This window comes from Streptomyces sp. NPDC043176, from assembly GCF_056436715.1.
The window spans coordinates 113,813-134,647 of the sequence record NZ_JBWKCA010000013.1; the positions used below are offsets into that span (position 1 = coordinate 113,813).

Annotated in this window: 15 protein-coding genes; 12 read left to right on the forward strand and 3 right to left on the reverse strand. The window is 72.5% G+C overall.

Annotated elements, in window-relative coordinates; translation table 11 throughout:
- Positions 1-15: 15 nt before the first annotated feature.
- The gene (locus AC067A_RS22255; protein ID WP_479244225.1) at positions 16-645 is read right to left on the reverse strand and encodes a hypothetical protein; all 630 of its coding nucleotides are present in this window, start codon (positions 643-645) and stop codon (positions 16-18) included.
- 228 nt (positions 646-873) lie between these two features.
- Positions 874-3,057, reverse strand: coding sequence for a RecQ family ATP-dependent DNA helicase (locus tag AC067A_RS22260; RefSeq protein ID WP_479244226.1), 2,184 nt, complete (start codon positions 3,055-3,057; stop codon positions 874-876).
- 141 nt (positions 3,058-3,198) lie between these two features.
- Between AC067A_RS22260 and AC067A_RS22265 the strand changes: the two genes are divergently transcribed.
- The 7 genes from AC067A_RS22265 (at position 3,199) to AC067A_RS22295 (ending at position 13,511) form a co-directional block, all read left to right on the forward strand.
- Positions 3,199-4,596 carry a DUF4192 domain-containing protein gene (locus AC067A_RS22265; protein ID WP_479244227.1) on the forward strand — a complete coding sequence of 466 codons (1,398 nt, stop codon included), beginning with the start codon at positions 3,199-3,201 and terminating at the stop codon, positions 4,594-4,596.
- Positions 4,597-4,711: 115 nt separating this feature from the next.
- Positions 4,712-6,823, forward strand: a complete 2,112-nt coding sequence (locus AC067A_RS22270) for a glycogen debranching N-terminal domain-containing protein (RefSeq protein ID WP_479244228.1) — start codon at positions 4,712-4,714, stop codon at positions 6,821-6,823.
- Positions 6,824-6,932: 109 nt separating this feature from the next.
- Positions 6,933-7,700: an NUDIX hydrolase gene (locus AC067A_RS22275; RefSeq protein WP_479244229.1), complete on the forward strand. Its 768-nt coding sequence runs from the start codon at positions 6,933-6,935 to the stop codon at positions 7,698-7,700.
- Between the two features lie 122 nt (positions 7,701-7,822).
- Positions 7,823-9,586 carry an ATP-binding cassette domain-containing protein gene (locus tag AC067A_RS22280; protein ID WP_479244230.1) on the forward strand — a complete coding sequence of 588 codons (1,764 nt, stop codon included), beginning with the start codon at positions 7,823-7,825 and terminating at the stop codon, positions 9,584-9,586.
- Between the two features lie 160 nt (positions 9,587-9,746).
- Positions 9,747-10,634: a FadR/GntR family transcriptional regulator gene (locus AC067A_RS22285; RefSeq protein ID WP_479244231.1), complete on the forward strand. Its 888-nt coding sequence runs from the start codon at positions 9,747-9,749 to the stop codon at positions 10,632-10,634.
- A 376-nt stretch (positions 10,635-11,010) separates the two neighbouring features.
- Entirely contained in the window at positions 11,011-12,549 is a 1,539-nt protein-coding gene (locus tag AC067A_RS22290) for an RNA polymerase sigma factor (RefSeq protein WP_479244232.1), read from the forward strand.
- A 143-nt stretch (positions 12,550-12,692) separates the two neighbouring features.
- Positions 12,693-13,511: a serine protease gene (locus AC067A_RS22295; protein WP_479244233.1), complete on the forward strand. Its 819-nt coding sequence runs from the start codon at positions 12,693-12,695 to the stop codon at positions 13,509-13,511.
- 185 nt (positions 13,512-13,696) lie between these two features.
- On the opposite strand, the gene AC067A_RS22300 is transcribed toward AC067A_RS22295, so the two are convergent.
- Complete coding sequence (locus AC067A_RS22300; protein WP_017237643.1) at positions 13,697-13,930, reverse strand: DUF7455 domain-containing protein; 234 nt, start codon at positions 13,928-13,930, stop codon at positions 13,697-13,699.
- A gap of 434 nt (positions 13,931-14,364) precedes the next feature.
- Between AC067A_RS22300 and AC067A_RS22305 the strand changes: the two genes are divergently transcribed.
- The 5 genes from AC067A_RS22305 (at position 14,365) to AC067A_RS22325 (ending at position 20,818) form a co-directional block, all read left to right on the forward strand.
- A complete protein-coding gene (locus AC067A_RS22305; protein WP_479244234.1) occupies positions 14,365-16,482 on the forward strand; it encodes a DNA gyrase/topoisomerase IV subunit B in 2,118 nt (705 codons plus the stop codon).
- A gap of 97 nt (positions 16,483-16,579) precedes the next feature.
- On the forward strand, positions 16,580-17,842 hold the full coding sequence (locus AC067A_RS22310) for a sensor histidine kinase (RefSeq protein WP_479244235.1): 1,263 nt from the start codon (positions 16,580-16,582) through the stop codon (positions 17,840-17,842).
- Entirely contained in the window at positions 17,839-18,645 is an 807-nt protein-coding gene (locus AC067A_RS22315) for a response regulator (protein WP_479244236.1), read from the forward strand. Before AC067A_RS22310 ends, AC067A_RS22315 begins: the two co-directional genes overlap by 4 nt.
- A 98-nt stretch (positions 18,646-18,743) precedes the next feature.
- Positions 18,744-19,229, forward strand: coding sequence for a DUF485 domain-containing protein (locus tag AC067A_RS22320; RefSeq protein WP_479244237.1), 486 nt, complete (start codon positions 18,744-18,746; stop codon positions 19,227-19,229).
- Positions 19,226-20,818, forward strand: coding sequence for a solute symporter family protein (locus AC067A_RS22325; RefSeq protein WP_479244238.1), 1,593 nt, complete (start codon positions 19,226-19,228; stop codon positions 20,816-20,818). Before AC067A_RS22320 ends, AC067A_RS22325 begins: the two co-directional genes overlap by 4 nt.
- Positions 20,819-20,835 lie beyond the last annotated feature (17 nt).

The following is a 20,835-nucleotide window of genomic DNA, read 5'->3' on the forward strand; positions in this document are numbered from 1 at the left end:
GTGTGGGGCGTGTGGTCAGCGCGCGGCGACCCGGCGCAGTGGCTCGATCGCACCACCGGCCGTTCTGGGTGCGAGCCCGCCGCGTTCGGCAGGCTCGTCACCGAGCGGCAGGGGCGACGAGTCGGAGCTCGGATGGCGGCCTCCGCGGCCCTCGCCGACCACCTGCCAGCCGCCGCGGGTCAGCGTGATGTACGCGCCGCAGCGGAGCCCGTGCAGCGTGCAGGCGTCGCGGAGCCCCCACATCCAGGCCCCGTCCTCCTCCGTCCAGCGCTCGTCACCCTCGCGGCAGTACAGCAGGACGGCGGTCCTGACCGGGGTGCGCCTCCGGAGGTCGTGCGGGATGACACGACGCAGGTGCGCCAGGAGCGCGTTGCGGAACTCCCAGCCGTCCGCGGGGACGGAACGGCGGACGAAGGAGGCACTGGCGGCGAGGCGTTCCTCGTGGTCCAGGACCGCCAGGACCGCCGTCGTGGGCGTGGGCGTGTGACGCGAGTGCAGGCCGCTGACGACCTCACGCGGATTGCCCAGCAACGGGATTCCGGCCGCGGCCCACTCGGAGGGTTCGAGCATCCGAGCGAGGCGGCTGGCGGACTCGGACGGCGATCTGAGCGAGGTGGCTGTGGGCGGAGCGAATCCGAGGGTCACGGGCCTCCCTTCGGATACGCGCCCGCGAGGCGGGCAAGGTCGGGTGAGGGCGCACCACGGCACAGTCCTTCCGGACCGCTGACGGGCCGAGTGGGGCGGTTTCCCAATTCTTGCGGGCCCGTGCGCGAGCGGCAACGAGCAATTGAGGCCGCTGACGGGAATGAGTCGGTATGCCTCTCATATCCCTGCCCAGTTGCCCATTGTTCACTCCCCGTTTCCCCTCCTGTTTCACCCTTGGACGGCGAGCACCAGCGGGAACACCCCTTCCGCTCCTGCCCGCCGCAGCAGCCGGGCCGCCACCGCCAACGTCCAGCCGGTGTCCGACAGGTCGTCCACGAGCAGGATCGGCCCCCCGGCGCCGGCCAAGCGCTCCGCGAGTTCGGGGGAGACCGTCAGTGTCCGCTGCAGTCCGACCACTCGCTGCGCGCTGTTGGTACGCGAGAGCCGGAGGTCCTCCGCCTCCGGGGCGTACTCCACGACGCCCAGGAAGGGCATTCTGCCGATCTCGGCGATCCGCTCGCCCAGGGAGCCCACCAGCCTCGGCTTGCGGTGGGAGGCGACGGTGACCACGCCGGCGGGTCTGGCCGGGGCGTCCGGCGCCCCGGATGCCCAACCGCCGGGTCCCTTCGCCCAGTCGGCGAGCACGTGGACCACGGCCTGCACGACGTCGTCCGGCACGGGCCCGTCGTGCGTGCCGTCCGCGAGCAGCGGGCGCAGCCGGTTCCCCCAGCCGATGTCCGAGAGCCGCCCGAGGGCCCGGCCGGCGAACGCCTGCTCGGCCGCCGGAATACGGCCCTTCAGATCCACGCCGACCGCGGGGAGTCCCGTCGGCCACATCTTGCGGGGCTCGACCTCCACGCCGGGCCGCCCCAGCTCGCCCTTGGCCGCGTCCAGCGCCGCGTCGGAGACCTTCGGGTCGAAGCGGTTGCCCGCGCAGTTGTCGCAGCGACCGCACGGAGCGGCTTCCTCGTCGTCCAACTGGCGGCGCAGGAACTCCATCCGGCATCCCGTCGACGCCGCGTAGTCGCGCATCGCCTGCTGCTCGGCCTCCCGCTGCCGCGCCACCCACGCGTACCGCTCCGTGTCGTACGCCCAGGGGCGGCCCGTGCTCTCCCAGCCGCCCTTCACCCTCCGGACCGCTCCGTCCACGTCGAGGACCTTGAGCATCGTCTCCAGCCGGGTCCTGCGCAGCTCGACCAGCGGCTCCAGGGCGGGCAGGGACAGCGGGCGCCCGGCCTGTGCGAGCACGTCGATCGTGCGCCGCACCTGCTCCTCGGGCGGGAACGCCACCGAGGCGAAGTAGCGCCAGATCGCCTCGTCCTCCTGCCCGGGCAGGAGCAGCACCTCCGCGTGCTCCACCCCTCGCCCGGCCCGGCCGACCTGCTGGTAGTACGCGATCGGGGAGGACGGCGACCCGAGGTGCACCACGAAGCCCAGGTCCGGCTTGTCGAACCCCATGCCCAGGGCCGAGGTCGCCACCAGGGCCTTGACCCGGTTGGCCTGCAGGTCGTCCTCCGCCTGCTGCCGGTCGGCGTTCTCCGTCCGGCCCGTGTACGACGAGACGACGTGCCCGCACTGGCGCAGATAGGCCGTGACCTCGTCGGCGGCGGCGACCGTCAGGGTGTAGATGATCCCGGAACCGGGGAGTTCGCCCAGGTGGTCGGCCAGCCAGGCCAGCCGGTGGGCGGCGTCGGGCAGCCGGACGACGCCCAGGCTCAGGCTCTCCCGGTCCAGCGGCCCGCGCAGCACCAGGGCGTCCGTGCCCGCGCCCGTACCGAGCTGCTCGGCCACGTCCGCGGTCACCCGTGCGTTCGCCGTCGCCGTCGTGGCGAGCACCGGGACGCCGGCCGGCAGATCGGCCAGCATGGTGCGCAGCCTGCGGTAATCGGGCCGGAAGTCGTGCCCCCAGTCCGAGATGCAGTGCGCCTCGTCGACCACGAGCAGACCGGTGGCCGCCGCGAGGCGGGGGAGCACCTGGTCGCGGAAGTCCGGGTTGTTGAGCCGCTCGGGGCTCACCAGGAGCACGTCCACCTCGCCGGCGGCCACCTCCTGCTGGACGGTCTCCCATTCCTCCGTGTTCGACGAGTTGATCGTCCGGGCGCGGATGCCCGCCCGGGCGGCCGCCTCCACCTGGTTGCGCATCAGCGCCAGCAGCGGCGAGACGATCACGGTCGGGCCGCTGCCGCGCTCACGCAGCAGCGAGGTCGCCACGAAGTAGACGGCGGACTTGCCCCAGCCGGTCCGCTGCACCACCAGGGCCCGGCGCCGGTCGGCGACCAGCGCCTCGATGGCCCGCCACTGGTCCTCGCGCAGTCTGGCTTTGCCTGTCGGGTCCGAGACGAGACGGGCGAGCACGGTGTCGGCGGCGGTCCGGAGCGCGGTGCGGTCTTCCAGCGGGTCTGCGTGGGTCATGCCCCCATGCAACCCGATGCCTCGGACATCGCGCGAACGAGCCGCCGAACCTGTGGACGACCCGGCCGGCCGGCGGATGCCCGTTTCGGGAGTTATCCACAGGGGTTTCGGAATTCGGGAGATCACGAGACCGTCCTGACCATGAACGCGAATCACCACGAAACCAGCGGACTCTCCCGTACCCAGCAGATCACCCTGCGCGGCCCGGCGGAACTGGCCGACGCCCTGCCGTTCATGCTGGGCTTCCACCCCACCGACTCCGTCGTCCTCGTCGCCCTGCACGGCGAGCACGGCCGCTTCGGCGGCCGGGTCAGGCTCGGCATCCCGGGCTCGCCCCGCGAATGGGCGTCGACTGCGGACCACCTCGCCGAATGCCTCGTCGAGGGAGGCAGCCGCCAGGGCACCCGACCGGACGGCATCGTGGTCTTCCTCTGCCAGGACCCCGCGCCGGGTGAGACGGCCCGCCGGGTCATGGAACGGCTGCGCCCGTTCGCGCAGCGGCTGCGCACCGCCTGCGGCTCCCTCGACATCCCCGTCTACGAGGCCCTGTGCATCTCCGACGGCCTCTACTTCTCCTACTGCTGCCCCGACGCCCGCTGCTGCCCGCCGGACGGCACTCCGCTCGCCCTCAGCGGCACGTCGGTCATGGCCGCGACCGCCGCGTACGCCGGAGTGCAGGTGCGCGGGTCCCTGCGGGAGATGGAGGCGCGCCTCAAGCCGTCCGGCAGGCCCGGGGAGGAAGAGCAGCGTGCCGCCCTCGACGCGGCCGCGGCCGAGATCGTCCCGAGGATCCTCGAAGGTGCCGAGGGGACGGGGCGGCACGAGGTGCGGGAGGCGACGCTGCGGCTCGCCCGCGAGACCATGCGACGGTTCGCCGACCCCAAGACCCCGGCGGGGCCGTCCGGCCCGGCGCGGTCGGCGCGGCCCGCCGGCGCCACGGCGGAGGGAGACGCGGCGGACGACGCCCTGATCGGGACCGGCGAGGCGGCCGCGCTCATCCTCGGCCTTCAGGACCGGGTCACCCGGGACCGGGCCGCCGAATGGATGGAGGGCTGGGAGGGCACCGCGGCCCTGCGGCTCTGGCGCGTACTGGCCCGGCGTTGCGTCGCCCCGTACCAGGAGCACGCGGCCGCACCCCTCACCCTCGCCGGATGGACGGCCTGGTCCACCGGCGACGAGCCGACCGCCCGCGTCGCCCTCGGGCTGGCGCTCGACGCCGACCCCGACTACGTCTTCGCCCGACTCCTGCACCAGGCGTGCAACGAAGGACTCGACCCCGAGTCCCTGCGCTCCTGCCTCAGGGACGAGCGGGACGCCCGTACCGCCGCCGAGCAGACCGGGCCGTCGGCGTCCAGGCGGGTCGCGGCCCGCGCCACACGCCCACGAGGCAGCCGGCAGACCCTCCGGAAGCCCGGACGGCCCGGCGGGCGGGAGCGCGGTCCGGCCGCCGGGGTCCGCCCCGGCGGGCGCGCCACCGGCAAGCCCGTGAACAGGTCTCCCCGGCGTGACGGGCAGCGCGGCACCAGGAGCGGGCGATGACGACCGTGACCCGGCCGCACGCCGACGCGTTCAGCTCTCTGGCGGAGTCGTCCGAACCGTGCCGCCGATGTCCCGCCGGCCGCCCGGTTCGCACAGAGAGCATCACGTACCCGCCATGGCTTCCAGACCCGTCCCGCCCCCCGGCCGCCCCAGCGGCCCTCCGGCCGGCCAGTCGTCCGCACACCCGACCGGGCATCCGTCCGGGCGCGCCGCCGGGCACACCTCAGGCGCCGGCGTCGCTCTGCCACGCCCGGCCCGCCCCATGGAACTCCCCTCGGTCCACGGCGCGCTCCTCTGTGTGGCCCTGCCGGCCCTCGCCGTCTGCGGCGAGCACGGCCAGCTCACCGGAGAGGGGCCCGAGGGCGTCTACTCGGCCGGGAGACGGCTCCTGTCCCGATGCGTCCTGCGGGTCGCCGGACGTGAACCCGTCGCCCTCCAGGGCCGCATGGCGACCGCGGACCGGGCGGTCTTCTTCGGCGTGCTCCGCGTTCCGGGGGACATGGGGCCGGATCCCGGGCTCGCCGTCGAACGCACGCGGAGCGCCGACGGAACCGAGCGGATCACCCTGCGCAGCGCCGCCACACGGCCCCTCCGGCTCCCCGTCGAAATCGCCCTGGGCACGGATCTCGCGGACCTGGGCGCGGTGGCGTCGGGCAGGCCGGGACCCGAGCTCACCGCCAGCGTCCACGGCACCGGACTCCGCTGGACCGGCGGCGACGGGCGATCCGTCGCCGTCACGGCCGACCCGCCGCCGATGGACTCCCTGGCGGCGGCCGGCGTCCTGCGCTGGGAGGCCGAGCTGGCGCCCGGAGCCGCGTTCACGCTCCAGCTGCGGGTACGGGGCGAATCCGCCGTCCGCCTCCCGGGCTCGCCGGGCGTGGGCGCCGGACGGCCGGGCGGCCACCTGCTGTCCGAGGCCCGCGCCGAAGGCGACGACCCACGCCCGGGGGAGCTGCTGCGCCGCTCCGTCGAGGATCTCCGGGCCCTCCTCCAGCGGGACCCGGCGCACCCCGCGGATGTCCACCTCGCCGCCGGTGTCCCCTGGCGCTGCGGACCGGTCACCGCCGAGGCGCTCTGGGCGGCCCGCATGGCGCTGCCCCTCGGCACCAGGCTCGCCGCCACCACCCTGCGCGCCCTCGGCCGCACGCAACTCTCCGGCGGAGGGCCCGAGTCCGGTCGCATCCCGGGACCGCTCAGGGACGCGGGTCCGTATCTCCCGCCCCGCTGCACCGGCGTGGAGGCCACCCTCGCCTTCCCGGTCGTGCTCGCGGAGGCCCGCCGTTGGGGACTGCCCCAGGCGGACCTGGAGGAGCTGCTTCCGATGGCGGAGCGCTGCCTCGGCTGGTTGCGCCGGGCCGTCACCGGGACCGGCTTCGTGCCGGACCCGGGGCCCGCCGGCCCCTGGCGGGCCGAGACCCAGGCGCACGCGCATCGCGCCGCCCTGCTCGGCGCGGACCTGCTCGACGGCTGCGGAAGGCCCGGAGGGGACGCGCTGCGCGACGGTGCCCGGCTCCTGCGCGAGCGGTTCCGGCGGGAATTCTGGATCGAGGACCGCGCGGGGGGCCGCCCGGCCGTCGCCCGCACACCCGACGGCCGCAGCCGGCCCGAGCTGGGCGGCTGGGCCGCGCACCTGCTCGACACCGGGCTGCTGGGAGGCGGCCGGTTCGCACCGGGACTGCTCGACAAGACGGAGACCGAGCAGGTGGCGAGGCTGCTCGGCGCCCCGGCCCTCGACTCCGGATGGGGCCTGCGCAGCCTCGGCATCAAGGAGCCCGGGTACAACCCCTTCGGCCACCGGGCCGGTGCGGTCCGGCTGCACGAGACGGCGGTCGCCGTGTCCGGTCTCGCCGCCGTCGGACACGAGAGGGAGGCGGCCTCCCTGTTGCGCGGTCTGCTCGACGCGGCGGAGTCCTTCGCCCATCGCCTCCCCGAGATGTACGCGGGGGAGCAGCGGACGGCCGACGGGCGCCCGGTGCCCCACCCGGCCGCGTGCCGGCCGGCGGCCGTCGCGGCCGCGGGAGCGGTCCACTCGCTGCTCGCCCTCGCCGGGATCCGGCCCGACGTGCCGGGCGGGTCGGTGTCCGTGCACCCGCTGCCGTCGGCCCCGCTCGGCGCGATCCGTTTCTCGGGGCTCGTCGTCGGGGGAGAGCCCTTCGCGGTGCGAGTCGGCAGGCTCGGCCTCGGTATGGTCGAGGAGGCCGCAGAGGGCCTTCAGCTGGGGGTGTGACGGGATGCCGGGCGCAGACACGACGGAAGCTTCGCGGCAGGGGGAGGAAGTCGTGCTCGACGCTTCCGCGAGGAGTGTTTATCGTCAGGAAGACGACTATGATCGCGGCATGCCTCCCTACGACCCGTCGGCCTTCCCGCCCTTCGCCGTCACCGTGGATCTGGTCGTGCTGACCGTGCGGCGACACGCGCTCTGCACCCTGGTGGTGCGGCGGGGAGAAGCGCCGTACCAGGGCCGTTGGGCGCTCCCCGGCGGCTTCGTCCGCGAGGAGGAGGACCTCGGTGCCGCGGCCGCGCGGGAACTGGTCGAGGAGACGGGTCTGTGCGCGCACGATCCGGCGGCCCCGACGCCGGTGCCGAGCAACGGAGCGCACCTGGAGCAGCTGGCGACCTACGGGGCGCCTGACCGCGACCCGCGCATGCGGGTGGTCAGCGTCGCTCACCTCGCGCTGGCTCCGGACCTTCCCGCGCCGCGGGCGGGCGGCGACGCGAACAGCGCCCGCTGGGCTCCCGTCGAGGAACTGCTCGGCGAGGACGCTGCGGCCGGAGGCGGCGACGACGGCGGGACCCTCGCCTTCGACCACGCCCGGATCCTGTCCGACGGGGTCGAGCGCGCCCGCTCCAAGATCGAGTACTCCTCCCTGGCCACGGCATTCTGCCCGCCGGAGTTCACCGTCGGAGAGCTGCGTCGCGTGTACGAGGCCGTCTGGGGCGTCGCCCTGGACCCGCGCAACTTCCACCGCAAGGTGACCGGCACGCCCGGCTTCCTGGTTCCGGCCGGTGGTACCACGACCCGTCAGGGCGGGCGCCCCGCCCAGCTCTTCAGGGCAGGTGGAGCGACCCTTCTCAACCCGCCGATGCTGCGACCCGAGGTCTGACGGGCCTGGACATCCGGCACCTCGGAGCACCACCCCTGCACCGAAAGTCCGAAATGTAGCGTTATCTTGCTGCGATAGCGCCGCCCTGCCGCGGAGCGGTGTCACCTACCGCGAGAGAAGCGATGCTCCAGGCAATCGGACTGACCAGCACGCCCCGACGCGATCGCCCGCCCGCCGTGGACGATCTGACCTTCGAGGCCAGGCCGGGGACCGTGACGGCCCTCCTCGGCCCGCCGGGCTCCGGAAAGACCACCGCGCTCCGGCTCATGCTCGAACTCGAGCCGGGCCGCGGGATCACCTACTTCCGAGGCCGGCCGCTGCACCGCATCGCCCACCCGCCCCGCGAGGTCGGCGTGCTCCTCGGCGACATCCCCGGCCATCCCTCCCGCACGCTCCGGGGCCAGCTCCGGATGCTCTGCGCCGCCACGGGCGTACCCGCCTCGCGGTCCGACGAACTGGTGCGGACCGTGGGCCTCGCGGGTCTCGAACGCCGGCGGATCGGCACCCTGCCGATCGGCGCGGACCGTCGACTCGGCCTCGCCTCAGCCCTGTTGGGGGCCCCGCACACGCTGCTGCTCGACGAGCCGGGTGCCGGTCTCTCCGCACCCGAGGGCGCCTGGCTGTACGAGCTCCTGCGCGCTCACGCGGCCGACGGGGGCACCGTGCTCTACACCACGGACGATCCCAAGGACGCCGCCCGCAACGCCGACCGGGTCGTCACACTCGACGGAGGGCGGCTCGTCGCGGACCAGGACGCGACCGAGTTCGGCCGCACCCGGCTGCGCCCCCGGGTCGCCGTCCGTACCCCGCACGCCGCGCGGCTCGCCGCCGCCGTGGCCCAGGAGGCCAGGGCTGCCCGTCGCCCGGTCGAGGTGGTCGCGGAGGACGGCAACCTCCTGTCCGTCTACGGCAGCGACTGCGCCGCCGTCGGCGACACGGCGTTCCGTCACGGCGTGCCGGTCCACCGCCTCGTCGACGAGACCGGCGACACCGGGCCCGTCCCGCGTACTCCGGAGTGCGCCGAGGCGGGCGACCGGTCCGGCGAGCCGCCGGAAGGCGAGGCCGCGGTGCGCGAGGAGGAGGCCGGACAGCGCGCCGCCGTCCGGCGGCCGGCCCGTTCGCCCCTGCGGCCGCTGCGGTACGAGCTTCACCGGCTCCTCGGTGTGCCGAGCACCCCGCTCGTCGTGGCGGGCGTCCTGCTCGTCTCGGTGACCCTCGCGCTGCTCCTCGGCCGAGCCGGCCGCGCCGCGCTGCCCGCGGTCCTCGCCGGGTGGCCGGCGATCTCGCCGCTGCCGCCCGCGGCCCTCGGCGCGGGACTGCTCGGCGCCTTCTCCTTCGCCGAGGAGTACCGCTATCCCGCGCTCACCTCCGGACGCGGCGCGGTGCCGCGCAGGCCCGGCCTGCTGCTGGCGAAGCTCGTCGTGGCGGCCTCCGTGGCGCTCCTCCTCGGCGTGCTCGTCGTGCTGGCCGACCTGGGGACCCTGCGGTTCGTCTACGGCGGCGAGTTGATCCCCGTACCGAGGAACTGGCCCACTCTCTGCGCGAGTTGGCTGGGGCTGCTCGTCGGCTGCGCCTGGGCCGGGCTGCTTGGTGCCGGGGTGTTCCGGGCCGCGGCGGCCGGCGTGGCCGCCGTCCTCGCCGTACCGGTCGCCTTCGTCCCCCTGCTGCAGAAGGTTCTGACCGGGCCCTCGGTGCGCTCCGCCGCCGGACTTCCCGGCCGGTTGCGGGAGTTCGCGGGCCCCCGCTGGTCCCCGGCGATGGAGCACTGGCTGGCGGGAGCCCTGCGGGTGGTCGGGCAGCCCGCGGGGGTGGCGCTCTCGTTGATGTTGACAGGTTTGCTTTGCGCCTATGTGTTCACCGGTCTTCGCCGGAGGGCGCGTTGGTGATCACTTGCGGATCGAAAGGCTCCGCTTAGCCGTCAACTTCCTTGAAATGTGCCCAATATGTCCGAATAATCGTCAATTGTGTAGGGGGTGCCGATCACCCTTTCGTGTGCTTTTCACCAAAGACCTCAAGGGTCACGGAGGCAACGCCGACAAAGGATGCGTGAGTACCCTTGCGCACACCATGATGACCGCCGCCCGCCCCGTCGACTCCGGCCTCGGCGCCCCGGGCGATCTCGACCGCTACCCCTACGCGGAGGCGCCCGCCCCCGGCCGCGTGGGTCCGCCCTCCTGGGAGGGGGTGGACACCGATCTGGGCCGCGTGGGTCGCCGGAGCACGGGCAACCGGGGCCGCGGGCTGCACGGGCAGCTCGTCCAGCAGCTCGGGCAGATGATCGTCTCCGGAGACCTCGGGGCCGACCGGCCGCTGGTCCCGGAGGAGATCGGTCAGCGGTTCGAGGTCTCGCGCACCGTCGTGCGGGAGTCGCTGCGCGTACTGGAGGCCAAGGGCCTCGTCAGCGCCCGCCCGAACGTCGGCACCCGGGTCAGGCCGGTCAGCGACTGGAACCTCCTCGATCCCGACATCATCGAGTGGCGCGCCTTCGGGCCGCAGCGCGACGACCAGCGCCGTGAGCTGAACGAGCTGCGCTGGACGATCGAGCCCCTCGCGGCCCGTCTCGCCGCCGGACACGGTCGTGAGGACGTGCAGCAGCGCCTCGCCGACATGGTCGAGATCATGGGCCACGCGTTCGCCCAGGGGGACGGCATCACCTTCGCCCGCGCCGACACCGAGTTCCATTCCCTCCTCATCCAGCTCGCCGGGAACCGCATGCTGGAGCACCTCTCCGGCATCGTCTCCGCCGCGCTCCAGGTCTCCGGCGGCCCCGCCACCGGCTGTGACCGGCCGAGCGAGGCCTGCCTCGCGCACCACGCCCGTATCGCCGACGCGCTGGCAGCGGGGGACGCCCAGGGCGCCGAGGCGGCCATGCGGCAGCTGCTGACGGTCCACCCCGAGGTGGAGCGCGTCGTCCCCGCCCCCCGCGAACACTGACCGGCCGGCCGTGGCCGGGAGTGCGGAGGCGTACGCGCGGCGTGCCGCCGGGCCCGAGCGCCACCCGGGGACCCCAGCGGGCTCCCCGGGTGGCGCTCGGGCTCCGGGGACACAAATGTGCATCGATCGACCACTCTGGGCGTTTCGCCGCGAATGAGGTGTGACTCGGGCCACGAAGATTGGGCGTAACACTCCTCCGAGCCGTGCGATGACCTAAGAGGTGACAGCCGAGGAAGGAATACAGCAGCCGTTGGAGGCGCTGTGCAGTTCCCCGGCCCAACCCGCGCCGTCGGCACATTCCCCGTCGACGGTCGTCGGCTCCAGCTCGATCCAGAGCGGGGCCGGAAGCCGTTTCCATCGTTCCGAGAGGTTGTTCGTGTCGGCCAGCACATCCCGTACGCTCCCGCCGGAGATCGCCGAGTCCGAGTCTGTGATGGCGCTCATCGAGCGGGGAAAGGCTGATGGGCAGATCGCCGGCGATGACGTGCGTCGTGCCTTCGAGGCTGACCAGATTCCGCCAACCCAGTGGAAGAATGTTCTGCGCAGCCTCAATCAGATCCTCGAGGAAGAGGGTGTGACGCTGATGGTCAGTGCAGCGGAGTCGCCGAAGCGCGCCCGCAAGAGCGTCGCAGCGAAGAGCCCGGCCAAGCGCACCGCCACCAAGACCGTCACCGCCAGGACGACCGTGACGAAGACCACCGTCTCGGCCGCCGCGGCCGAGGGCGCCGAGTCGGCCGAAGAGGCCGGATCGTCCGCCACGAAGCCGGTGGCGAAGAAGGCCGTCGCCAAGAAGACGGTGGCCAAGAAGGCCGTCGCCAAGAAGACGGCGACCAAGAAGGCCACGTCCAAGAAGGACGCCGACGAGCTCGTCGAGGGCGAGGAGCTCATCGAGGACGTCGCGCCCGGCAAGGGCGAGGAAGAGGAGACCGAGGGCGAGAGTAAGGGCTTCGTCCTGTCCGACGAGGACGAGGACGACGCTCCGGCGCAGCAGGTCGCCGTCGCCGGCGCCACCGCCGACCCGGTCAAGGACTACCTCAAGCAGATCGGCAAGGTCCCGCTGCTCAACGCCGAGCAGGAGGTCGAGCTCGCCAAGCGCATCGAGGCCGGTCTGTTCGCCGAGGACAAGCTCGCGAACTCGGACAAGCTCGCTCCGAAGCTCAAGCGCGAGCTGGAGATCATCGCCGAGGACGGCCGCCGCGCCAAGAACCACCTCCTGGAGGCCAACCTCCGTCTGGTGGTCTCCCTGGCCAAGCGCTACACGGGCCGCGGCATGCTCTTCCTGGACCTGATCCAGGAGGGCAACCTGGGTCTGATCCGTGCCGTCGAGAAGTTCGACTACACCAAGGGCTACAAGTTCTCCACGTACGCCACCTGGTGGATCCGTCAGGCGATCACCCGCGCCATGGCCGACCAGGCCCGCACCATCCGTATCCCGGTGCACATGGTCGAGGTCATCAACAAGCTCGCGCGCGTCCAGCGCCAGATGCTCCAGGACCTGGGCCGTGAGCCCACCCCGGAGGAGCTGGCCAAGGAGCTCGACATGACCCCTGAGAAGGTCATCGAGGTCCAGAAGTACGGCCGCGAGCCCATCTCCCTCCACACCCCGCTGGGTGAGGACGGCGACAGCGAGTTCGGCGACCTGATCGAGGACTCCGAGGCGGTCGTCCCGGCCGACGCGGTGAGCTTCACGCTCCTCCAGGAGCAGCTGCACTCCGTCCTCGACACGCTCTCCGAGCGCGAGGCCGGCGTCGTCTCGATGCGCTTCGGCCTCACCGACGGTCAGCCGAAGACGCTGGACGAGATCGGCAAGGTCTACGGCGTGACGCGAGAGCGGATCCGCCAGATCGAGTCGAAGACCATGTCGAAGCTCCGCCACCCGTCGCGCTCGCAGGTGCTGCGCGACTACCTCGACTGATCCGTACGAGGCGCAGAGCGGTACGCGGAAGGGCCCGGTTCCCCGAAAGGGGGAGCCGGGCCCTTCCGGCGTGCGGGGGTGCAAGGCGAGGAACTGTGCTGGACGCTGGGTGAACCGACATCACCGGAGAGTCAGGAGGCTCCATGCGTGGTTCCTTCGCCCGAGCTTTGACGGGCGCCCTGGGCTTGATCACCGCGGCGGCCGGGCAGGTCGTCACCGCTGTCCCCGTGGCGGCCGACAGCGTCGTGGTGGGCGGCCACACGGCCCAGATCGCGGACGCGCCGTGGGTGGTGGCCCTGTCCAGTCGTGACCGGTTCGGGGGTACGCGCGCGGGACAGTTCTGCGGAGGCGTGGTCGTGGCGCCGACCAAGGTGCTCACAGCGGCCCACTGTCTGGGCCGGGAGGTGCTCGGCGGCGAGCCGTGGGAGCTGCGCGACTTCTCGGTCATCGCGGGGCGCGCCGCGCTGCGCGGGCAGGGCGGCCAGGAGGTCCGGATCTCGGACACCTGGGTCAACCCCGACTACGACCCGACGAGCAACTCGGGAGACCTCGCGGTGCTGACGCTGGTGAGCCCGCTGCCGCAGTCGTACGTCATCGGTGTCGCCCGCACGGGAGACGCCGCGTACACGCCCGGGACGGAGGCGGACGTCTACGGCTGGGGGGACACGACGGGTAACGGGACCTACGCCTCCACGTTGCGGACGGCGCGCGTGCAGGTGCTCCCGGACGCGTCCTGCGAGCGGGCGTACCCGGGTGGGTTCGGCGTCCGGTACCAGCGCGACACGATGTTGTGCGCCGGCGATCCGCAGGGCGGCAGGGACGCGTGCCAGGGGGACAGCGGAGGCCCGCTCGTGGCCAAGGGGCTGCTCGTGGGCCTCGTGTCCTGGGGCAGCGGATGCGGGCAGGCGGAGAACCCGGGCGTCTACACGCGGGTCTCGGCGGTGCTGCCCGCGCGCTTCTGACCCGGAGTCCCCGGGGCGGAGGTCTCGGCGGTGCTTTCCCGCGCGCTTCCGGCCCGCGGCCCCCTGGAACAGGCCGGCGGTCGGGCCGGCTGGCGTACGAGAACGGGCGGCCACCCCCGTGAGGGGGTGGCCGCCCGCCGTCCGGTCGGGATCAGCGACCGGCCCTGAGCTCGTCGTGGATGGCGTCAGGCGTGGTCTTCGCCCTGCGTGCGGGCCGGCACGTCCGTGAGCCGGTCCGTCTCATCCTGTATCTCAACGGCGATCTTCTTGAGTTCCGGCTCGAACTTGCGTCCGTGGTGGGCGCAGAAGAGCAAGTCACCTCCGCTGGTCAGAACGACGCGCAGGTATGCCTGGGCGCCGCAGCGGTCGCAACGGTCAGCGGCCGTCAGGGGGCTCGCGGGGGTCAGAACAGTAGTCACGTCGCCTCTTCTCTAGCTCGACGAGCTGTCGTACCAGGGTCAACATCCAACCAGGCCGAAAACGTTCCCGCTCGTGGCTTTTCCTTGAAACTTCTCACCAAGGTGGCTGTCTGCTGCCGGTTGGCGGCGAATGAGCCGTATTGCGTCGCACTACGGATTTCGCGTTGCTTGTGTGGGTTCGCCCTCCCGGCGTGGTTGCCGGTTGTTCATGAGGACGTGCCCGGAGCCTAAATGGTTCATGCGCGGAAGGGAACGTGATGTTCGCGTCACCCCATCGAGGGATCGAACATCCATGCGAGTCTGGACTAGCATGAGGAATCGGGGTGGGTGGCGTGACAACGGCTCTACCAGGCATCGGTACCCTCTGAACCGGTGACCGACGCCGGGCCTTACCCCACGGGGCCACATTTCAAATTCAGCGAGGAGCGAACCGCGTGACCGCCGAGACGTCCGTGCCGTCCAGTGCGCTGCTGACCGCAGACCGTGACGGTTCCAACTACACCGCGCGGCACCTGCTCGTACTCGAAGGGCTCGAAGCTGTCCGCAAGCGCCCCGGTATGTACATCGGGTCCACCGACAGTCGCGGTCTGATGCACTGCATCTGGGAGATCATCGACAACTCGGTCGACGAGGCCCTCGGGGGGTACTGCGACCACATCGAGGTCATCCTCCACGACGACGGTTCGGTCGAGGTCCGGGACAACGGCCGGGGCATCCCGGTGGACGTCGAGCCCAAGACCGGTCTCTCCGGCGTCGAGGTCGTCATGACCAAGCTGCACGCCGGCGGCAAGTTCGGCGGCGGCTCGTACGCCGCTTCCGGCGGTCTGCACGGCGTCGGCGCCTCCGTGGTCAACGCGCTGTCGGCCCGTCTCGACGTCGAGGTCGACCGCAACAGTGCCACGCACCAGATCAGCTTCCGCCGCGGCGTCCCGGGCATCTTCACCGAGCAGGGCCCCGACAGCCCCTTCGACCCGGCCAACGGCCTCCTGAAGGGCAAGCGCGTCCCCAAGAACCGCACCGGCACGCGCATCCGCTACTGGGCGGACCGGCAGATCTTCCTCAAGGACGCCAAGCTCTCCCTGGAGACGCTCCACCAGCGTGCCCGGCAGACCGCCTTCCTCGTCCCCGGCCTCACCATCGTCGTCCGCGACGAGCGGGACCTGGCGGGGGTCGGCAAGAGCGAGGAGACCTTCCGCTTCGACGGCGGCATCAGCGAGTTCTGCGAGTACCTCGCGCAGGACAAGGCCGTCTGCGACATCCAGCGGCTCACCGGACAGGGCACCTTCAAGGAGACCGTCCCCGTCCTCGACGAGCGCGGCCACATGACCCCGACGGAGGTCACCCGCGAGCTCGCCGTCGACATCGCCCTGCGCTGGGGCACCGGCTACGACACCGCGGTCAAGTCCTTCGTCAACATCATCGCCACCCCCAAGGGCGGCACCCACGTCTCCGGCTTCGAGACGGCCGTCACCAAGACGGTGAACGAGGTGCTGCGTTCGGCGAAGATGCTGCGCGTCGCCGAGGACGACATCGTCAAGGACGACGCCCTCGAGGGCCTCACGGCCGTCGTCACGGTCCGCCTCGCCGAGCCGCAGTTCGAGGGGCAGACGAAGGAGGTCCTCGGCACCTCCGCGGCCCGCCGGATCGTGGCGAACGTGGTCGCCAAGGAGCTCAAGGCCTTCCTCACCTCCACCAAGCGGGACGACAAGGCGCAGGCCAGGGCCGTCCTGGAGAAGGCCGTCGCGGCGGCCCGCACCCGGATCGCCGCCCGGCAGCACAAGGAGGCTCAGCGCAGGAAGACCGCCCTCGAGTCCTCCTCGCTGCCGGCCAAGCTGGCCGACTGCCGCAGCGACGACGTGGAGCGCAGCGAGCTCTTCATCGTCGAGGGCGACTCGGCGCTCGGCACGGCCAAGCTCGCCCGCAACAGCGAGTTCCAGGCCCTGCTGCCGATCCGCGGCAAGATCCTCAACGTCCAGAAGTCGTCCGTCTCGGACATGCTCAAGAACGCCGAGTGCGGGGCGATCATCCAGGTCATAGGAGCGGGCTCGGGCCGCACCTTCGACATCGACGCCGCCCGGTACGGGAAGATCGTCCTCCTGGTCGACGCCGACGTCGACGGCGCCCACATCCGCTGCCTGCTGCTCACGCTCTTCCAGCGCTACATGCGGCCGATGGTCGAGGCGGGCCGGGTCTTCGCCGCCGTGCCGCCGCTGCACCGGATCGAGCTCGTCCAGCCCAAGAGGGGCCAGGAGAAGTACGTCTACACGTACTCGGACAACGAGCTGCGGCAGACCCTCCTGGAGTTCCAGCGCAAGGGGGTCCGCTACAAGGACGCCATCCAGCGCTACAAGGGTCTCGGCGAGATGGACGCCGACCAGCTCGCGGAGACCACGATGGACCCGCGCCACCGCACCCTGCGCCGGATCAACATCGGCGACCTGGACGCGGCGGAGCAGGTCTTCGACCTCCTCATGGGCAACGACGTGGCGCCCCGCAAGGAGTTCATCACCGGCTCGGCGGCGACGCTCGACCGCTCGCGCATCGACGCCTGATCCACTCCACCCGTGGGTGGAGCCACACGCTCCACCCACGGGCCGATCACACGGTCGCCGACTCTCCGTAGCATCGAGACGACGGAGGGGGACGGTCATGGACGGAAAGCGCGACCGAGGTCGTACGCCAAGCGGCGGGAGTGGCGGCGGGGGCTGGTGCACCTGGCCCGCGCGGGAAGCGCTCACTCGCGTCGGAGTGCCCCGGGGGCGCGTGGTCCTGGACTACACCATGATCGCGGGTCTGAGCGTCTGGGTACTCAGCGGGTGTTACACCTCGGGTGCCTTCGACGGCGGGTACGCGCTGGTGCCGCCGCTCGGGTTCGGGCTGTGTGTGGCGGCCGCGCTGGGCTTCCACCACACGACCCTCGGCCACCGGGCGGCCGCCTCGCTGGGACTCCTCGGTGTGATGGCGCTCTCCGGCCTGGGGGCCTACGCCGCCGGCGCCCCCACGGCCGCGACCGTGATGTGGATCGTCGTCTCGGTCATGGCCATGCAGCGGTTGCCGCTTCCCGTCGGCCTGGCGACGGTGGCGGTGCTCGTCCCCGGCTTCGTGGAGGCCGACGAGACGGGGATCCTCGGAGCCGCCCTCACCACGGCCGCCGTGCTGCTCGCGGGCTACTCGCTCCGGCTGGACGCCGAGGCCCGGGGCGCCGGGTTCCAGCTGCTCGCGCAGGAGCGGCTCGCCAGGGAGGCGGAGGCCGCCTCGGCGGCGCTCGCCGAGCGGGCCCGAATCGCCCGGGAGATACACGATGTGCTCGCCCACAGCCTCTCCGCCCAGATGGTGCACCTGGAGGTCGCCCGGCTCCAGATCGAGGCGGGGGCCGAGCGGTCGGAGATCCTCAGACTCGTGACCGCGGCCCGTTCCATGGCGAGAGAAGGCCTCGCCGAGACCCGCCACGCGCTCTCCGCGCTGCGCGGGGACATGGCGCCCGTCGAGGACTACCTGCGGGAGCTGGCGCGAGAGGACCGGGCGGAGGTCGACGTCACCGGCGAGCGCCGGGACCTGCCCGCCGAGGCGTCACAGGCGGTGCGGCGGGTCGCCCAGGAAGCTCTGACCAACGTCCGCAAACACGCCCCGGGTGCCCGGACCCGGATCCTGTTCGCCTACGGGACGCACGACATCTCCCTGGAGATACGCGACTCCGGACCGCCCCGGACGACCGACGGCCCAGGCCAGGACCCAGGCCAGGGCCAAGGCCAGGGCCCGGGCCAAGGGCACCGTCTGGGATCGGGGCTGGGCTCCTCCGGCTCCGGGTACGGGCTGCTCGGCATGAGGGAGCGGGCCGAGCTGCTGGGCGGCAGCCTGGACGCCGGGCCCGAGGGCCCCGGGTTCACCGTGCGGCTGCGGGTGCCGGCATGAGCGGAGGGGAAGGTTCGAGCGCGGCCGAGGGGCCCCAGACGGTCCGGGTGGTCGTCGCCGACGACCAGGCCGTCGTCCGCGAGGGGATCGTGATGCTGCTGGGGCTGCTGCCCGGCGTCGAGGTCGTCGGATCGGCCAGGGACGGGGAGGAGGCCGTCGCGCTGACCGGTGCGCACGAGCCCGACGTGGTGCTGATGGACCTGCGGATGCCCCGCTGTGACGGGGTCGAGGCCACCCGCAGGATCCGTGAGCGGTTCCCCGGGACGGAGATCGTCGTGCTGACCACGTACGCCGACGACGACTCGCTGTTTCCGGCGCTGCGGGCGGGAGCGCGCGGGTACCTGACGAAGGACGCCGACGGGGCGGAGATCGCACGGGCGCTGCGGGACGTGGTCGACGGCCGGGCCGGGCTGTCGCCCTCCGTGCAACGACGTCTCCTCGAGCGGCTGATGGAGCGGCCGGAGCCGTCCGACCCATCGAGACTGGCCGGTGCCCCCGGTGCCCCCGGTGCCCCCGGTGCCCCCGGTGCCCCCGGTGCCCCCGGTGCCCCCGGTGCCCCCGGTGCCCCCGGGGGGCTCCCGGAGGCGGATGGTCTGACGGAGCGGGAGACGGAGGTGCTCGTGCTCGTCGCGGACGGGCTCTCCAACCAGGAGATCGCCGGGCGGCTGCGGATCTCCACGGCGACCGTGAAGACCCACATCAACAACCTCTTCGCCAAGACAGGGGTGCGCGACCGAGCCCAGGCCGTGCGATACGCATATCAGCACGGTCTGGTCAGGGCACCTGGGAAAAGAGTCACCTGATGGGGTGAAGTGCGAGGGTAGAAGAGTCCGGGATCTTCCCGCTCTGTCCATCCTTGGGCACGCGGCCGAAACGGTTCGCTGACAAGGAGAGTTGACCGGTGGAGCAGGTGGACGAGCAGGAGGGGCGCGGCGCTTCGGCGGTGCCGGCCGACGACCCCTGGTACGAGGCGGCGGGCTCCGCGTGGGGCGAGCGGTCGGGCGCCGACGATGCCGGTGACGGCCGCCCCGACACGGTGCCGGGGCAGCGGGTCCACAGCGCGGCGGAGATCTATCTGGAGGTCCAGCGGAGCCCCGCGTTCCAGGAAGTGCGCAGTCGCTACCGCCGGTTCGTCTTCCCCGCCACCCTCGCCTTCCTCCTCTGGTACCTCGCCTATGTCGTGGCGGCGACCGCCGCGCCCGGGTTCATGGCCCGGCCGGTCGCCGGTGTGGTGAACGTGGCGATGGTCGCGGGACTGGGGCAGTTCCTCACCACCTTCCTGCTCACCTGGGCCTATGCGCGGCACGCGCGGCTGCGCAGGGACCGGGCGGCGCTGGAGCTGCGCTGGGACACGCAGGAGATGACGCGAGGGGTGGGGCAGCGGTGACCGGAGACCATCAGACCCTGGCACTCCTGCTGTTCAGCGCCTTCGTCGCGGTCACGCTGGGGATCACCACATGGGTGAGTCGCAACCGGCACGGTTCGGCGGAGGAGTTCTACGCCGGAGGGCGGCTGTTCTCGCCCCTGGAGAACGGCTTCGCCATCGCCGGCGACTACATGTCGGCGGCGTCGTTCCTGGGCATCTCCGGGCTGATCGCGCTCTACGGCTACGACGGCATGCTGTACTCGGTCGGGTTCCTCGTCGCCTGGCTGGTCGTGCTCCTGCTGGTCGCCGAACTGGTCCGCAACTGCGGCCGGTTCACCCTCGCCGACGTCGTGGCCGCGCGGATGGCGGAGCGGCCGGTGCGCATCGCGGCGGGAACGTCCTCGGTGGCGGTCTCCGTGCTGTACCTCGTGGCCCAGATGGTGGGGGCCGGGAGTCTGGTCGCCCTGCTGCTCGGCGGCAGCAGCGAGGCGGCCCGCTCGTGGACGGTGATCGGGGTGGGCGCCCTGATGGTGATCTACGTGTCGCTCGGCGGCATGCGGGCCACCACCTGGATCCAGATCGTCAAAGCGGTCCTGCTTATGGCGGGCACCGTCGCGCTCACCGTCCTCGTCCTGCTCCGGTTCCACGGCGACGTGAACAGCCTGCTCTCGACGGCGGCCCGACGCAGCGGCCACGGCCTGGACTTCCTCGCCCCCGGACTCCGTTACGGCGGGGACTGGACCTCCCGTCTGGACTTCATCAGCCTCGGCGTCGCGCTGGTGCTGGGTACCGCGGGACTGCCGCACATCCTGGCGCGCTTCTACACCGTGCCGACCGCCCGGGCCGCCCGCCGCTCCGTCGTCTGGTCCATCGGGCTCATCGGCAGCTTCTACCTGATGACCATCGTGCTGGGCTTCGGCGCGGCCGCCCTGATCGGACCGGACCAGGTCCGCGCGTCGAACGCGTCGGGGAACACCGCCGTGCCGCTGCTCGCCCTCGACCTGGGCGGGGGAGCGGGTTCCACCGGGGGCACGGTGCTCTTCGCGATCGTCGCCGCCGTCGCCTTCGCGACCATCCTCGCCGTCGTGGCGGGCATCACGCTCGCCTCCTCGACCTCCGTCGCCCACGACCTGTACAGCTCGCTGCGCCGGCGGCACGCGAAGCAGCACAGCGAGGTGACCGTGGCCCGGGTCGCCGCCGCCGTGATCGGTGCGGCCGCCATCGGGCTCGGACTGCTCGCCCGCGATCTCAACGTGGCGTTCCTCGTCGGTCTGGCCTTCGCGGTCGCGGCCTCCGCCAATCTTCCCGTGCTGCTGTACTCGCTGTTCTGGCGGAGGTTCACCACCCGGGGCGCGGTCTGGTCCGTGTACGGCGGGCTGGTCCCCGCCGTGCTGCTCGTCGTGCTCTCACCGGTCGTCTCCGGCAGCCCGGAGGCGCTCTTCCCCGGCGTCGACTTCCACGTCTTCCCGCTGCAGAACCCGGGGGTGGTCTCCATCCCGCTCGGCTTCCTCGCGGGCTGGATCGGCACGGCCACTTCCCCCGAGCCGCCCGACGAGGCACGTCACGCCGAGACCGAGGTCCGGGCGCTGACCGGCGCGGGCGCCGCCTGACCCCGCCCCGACCCCGC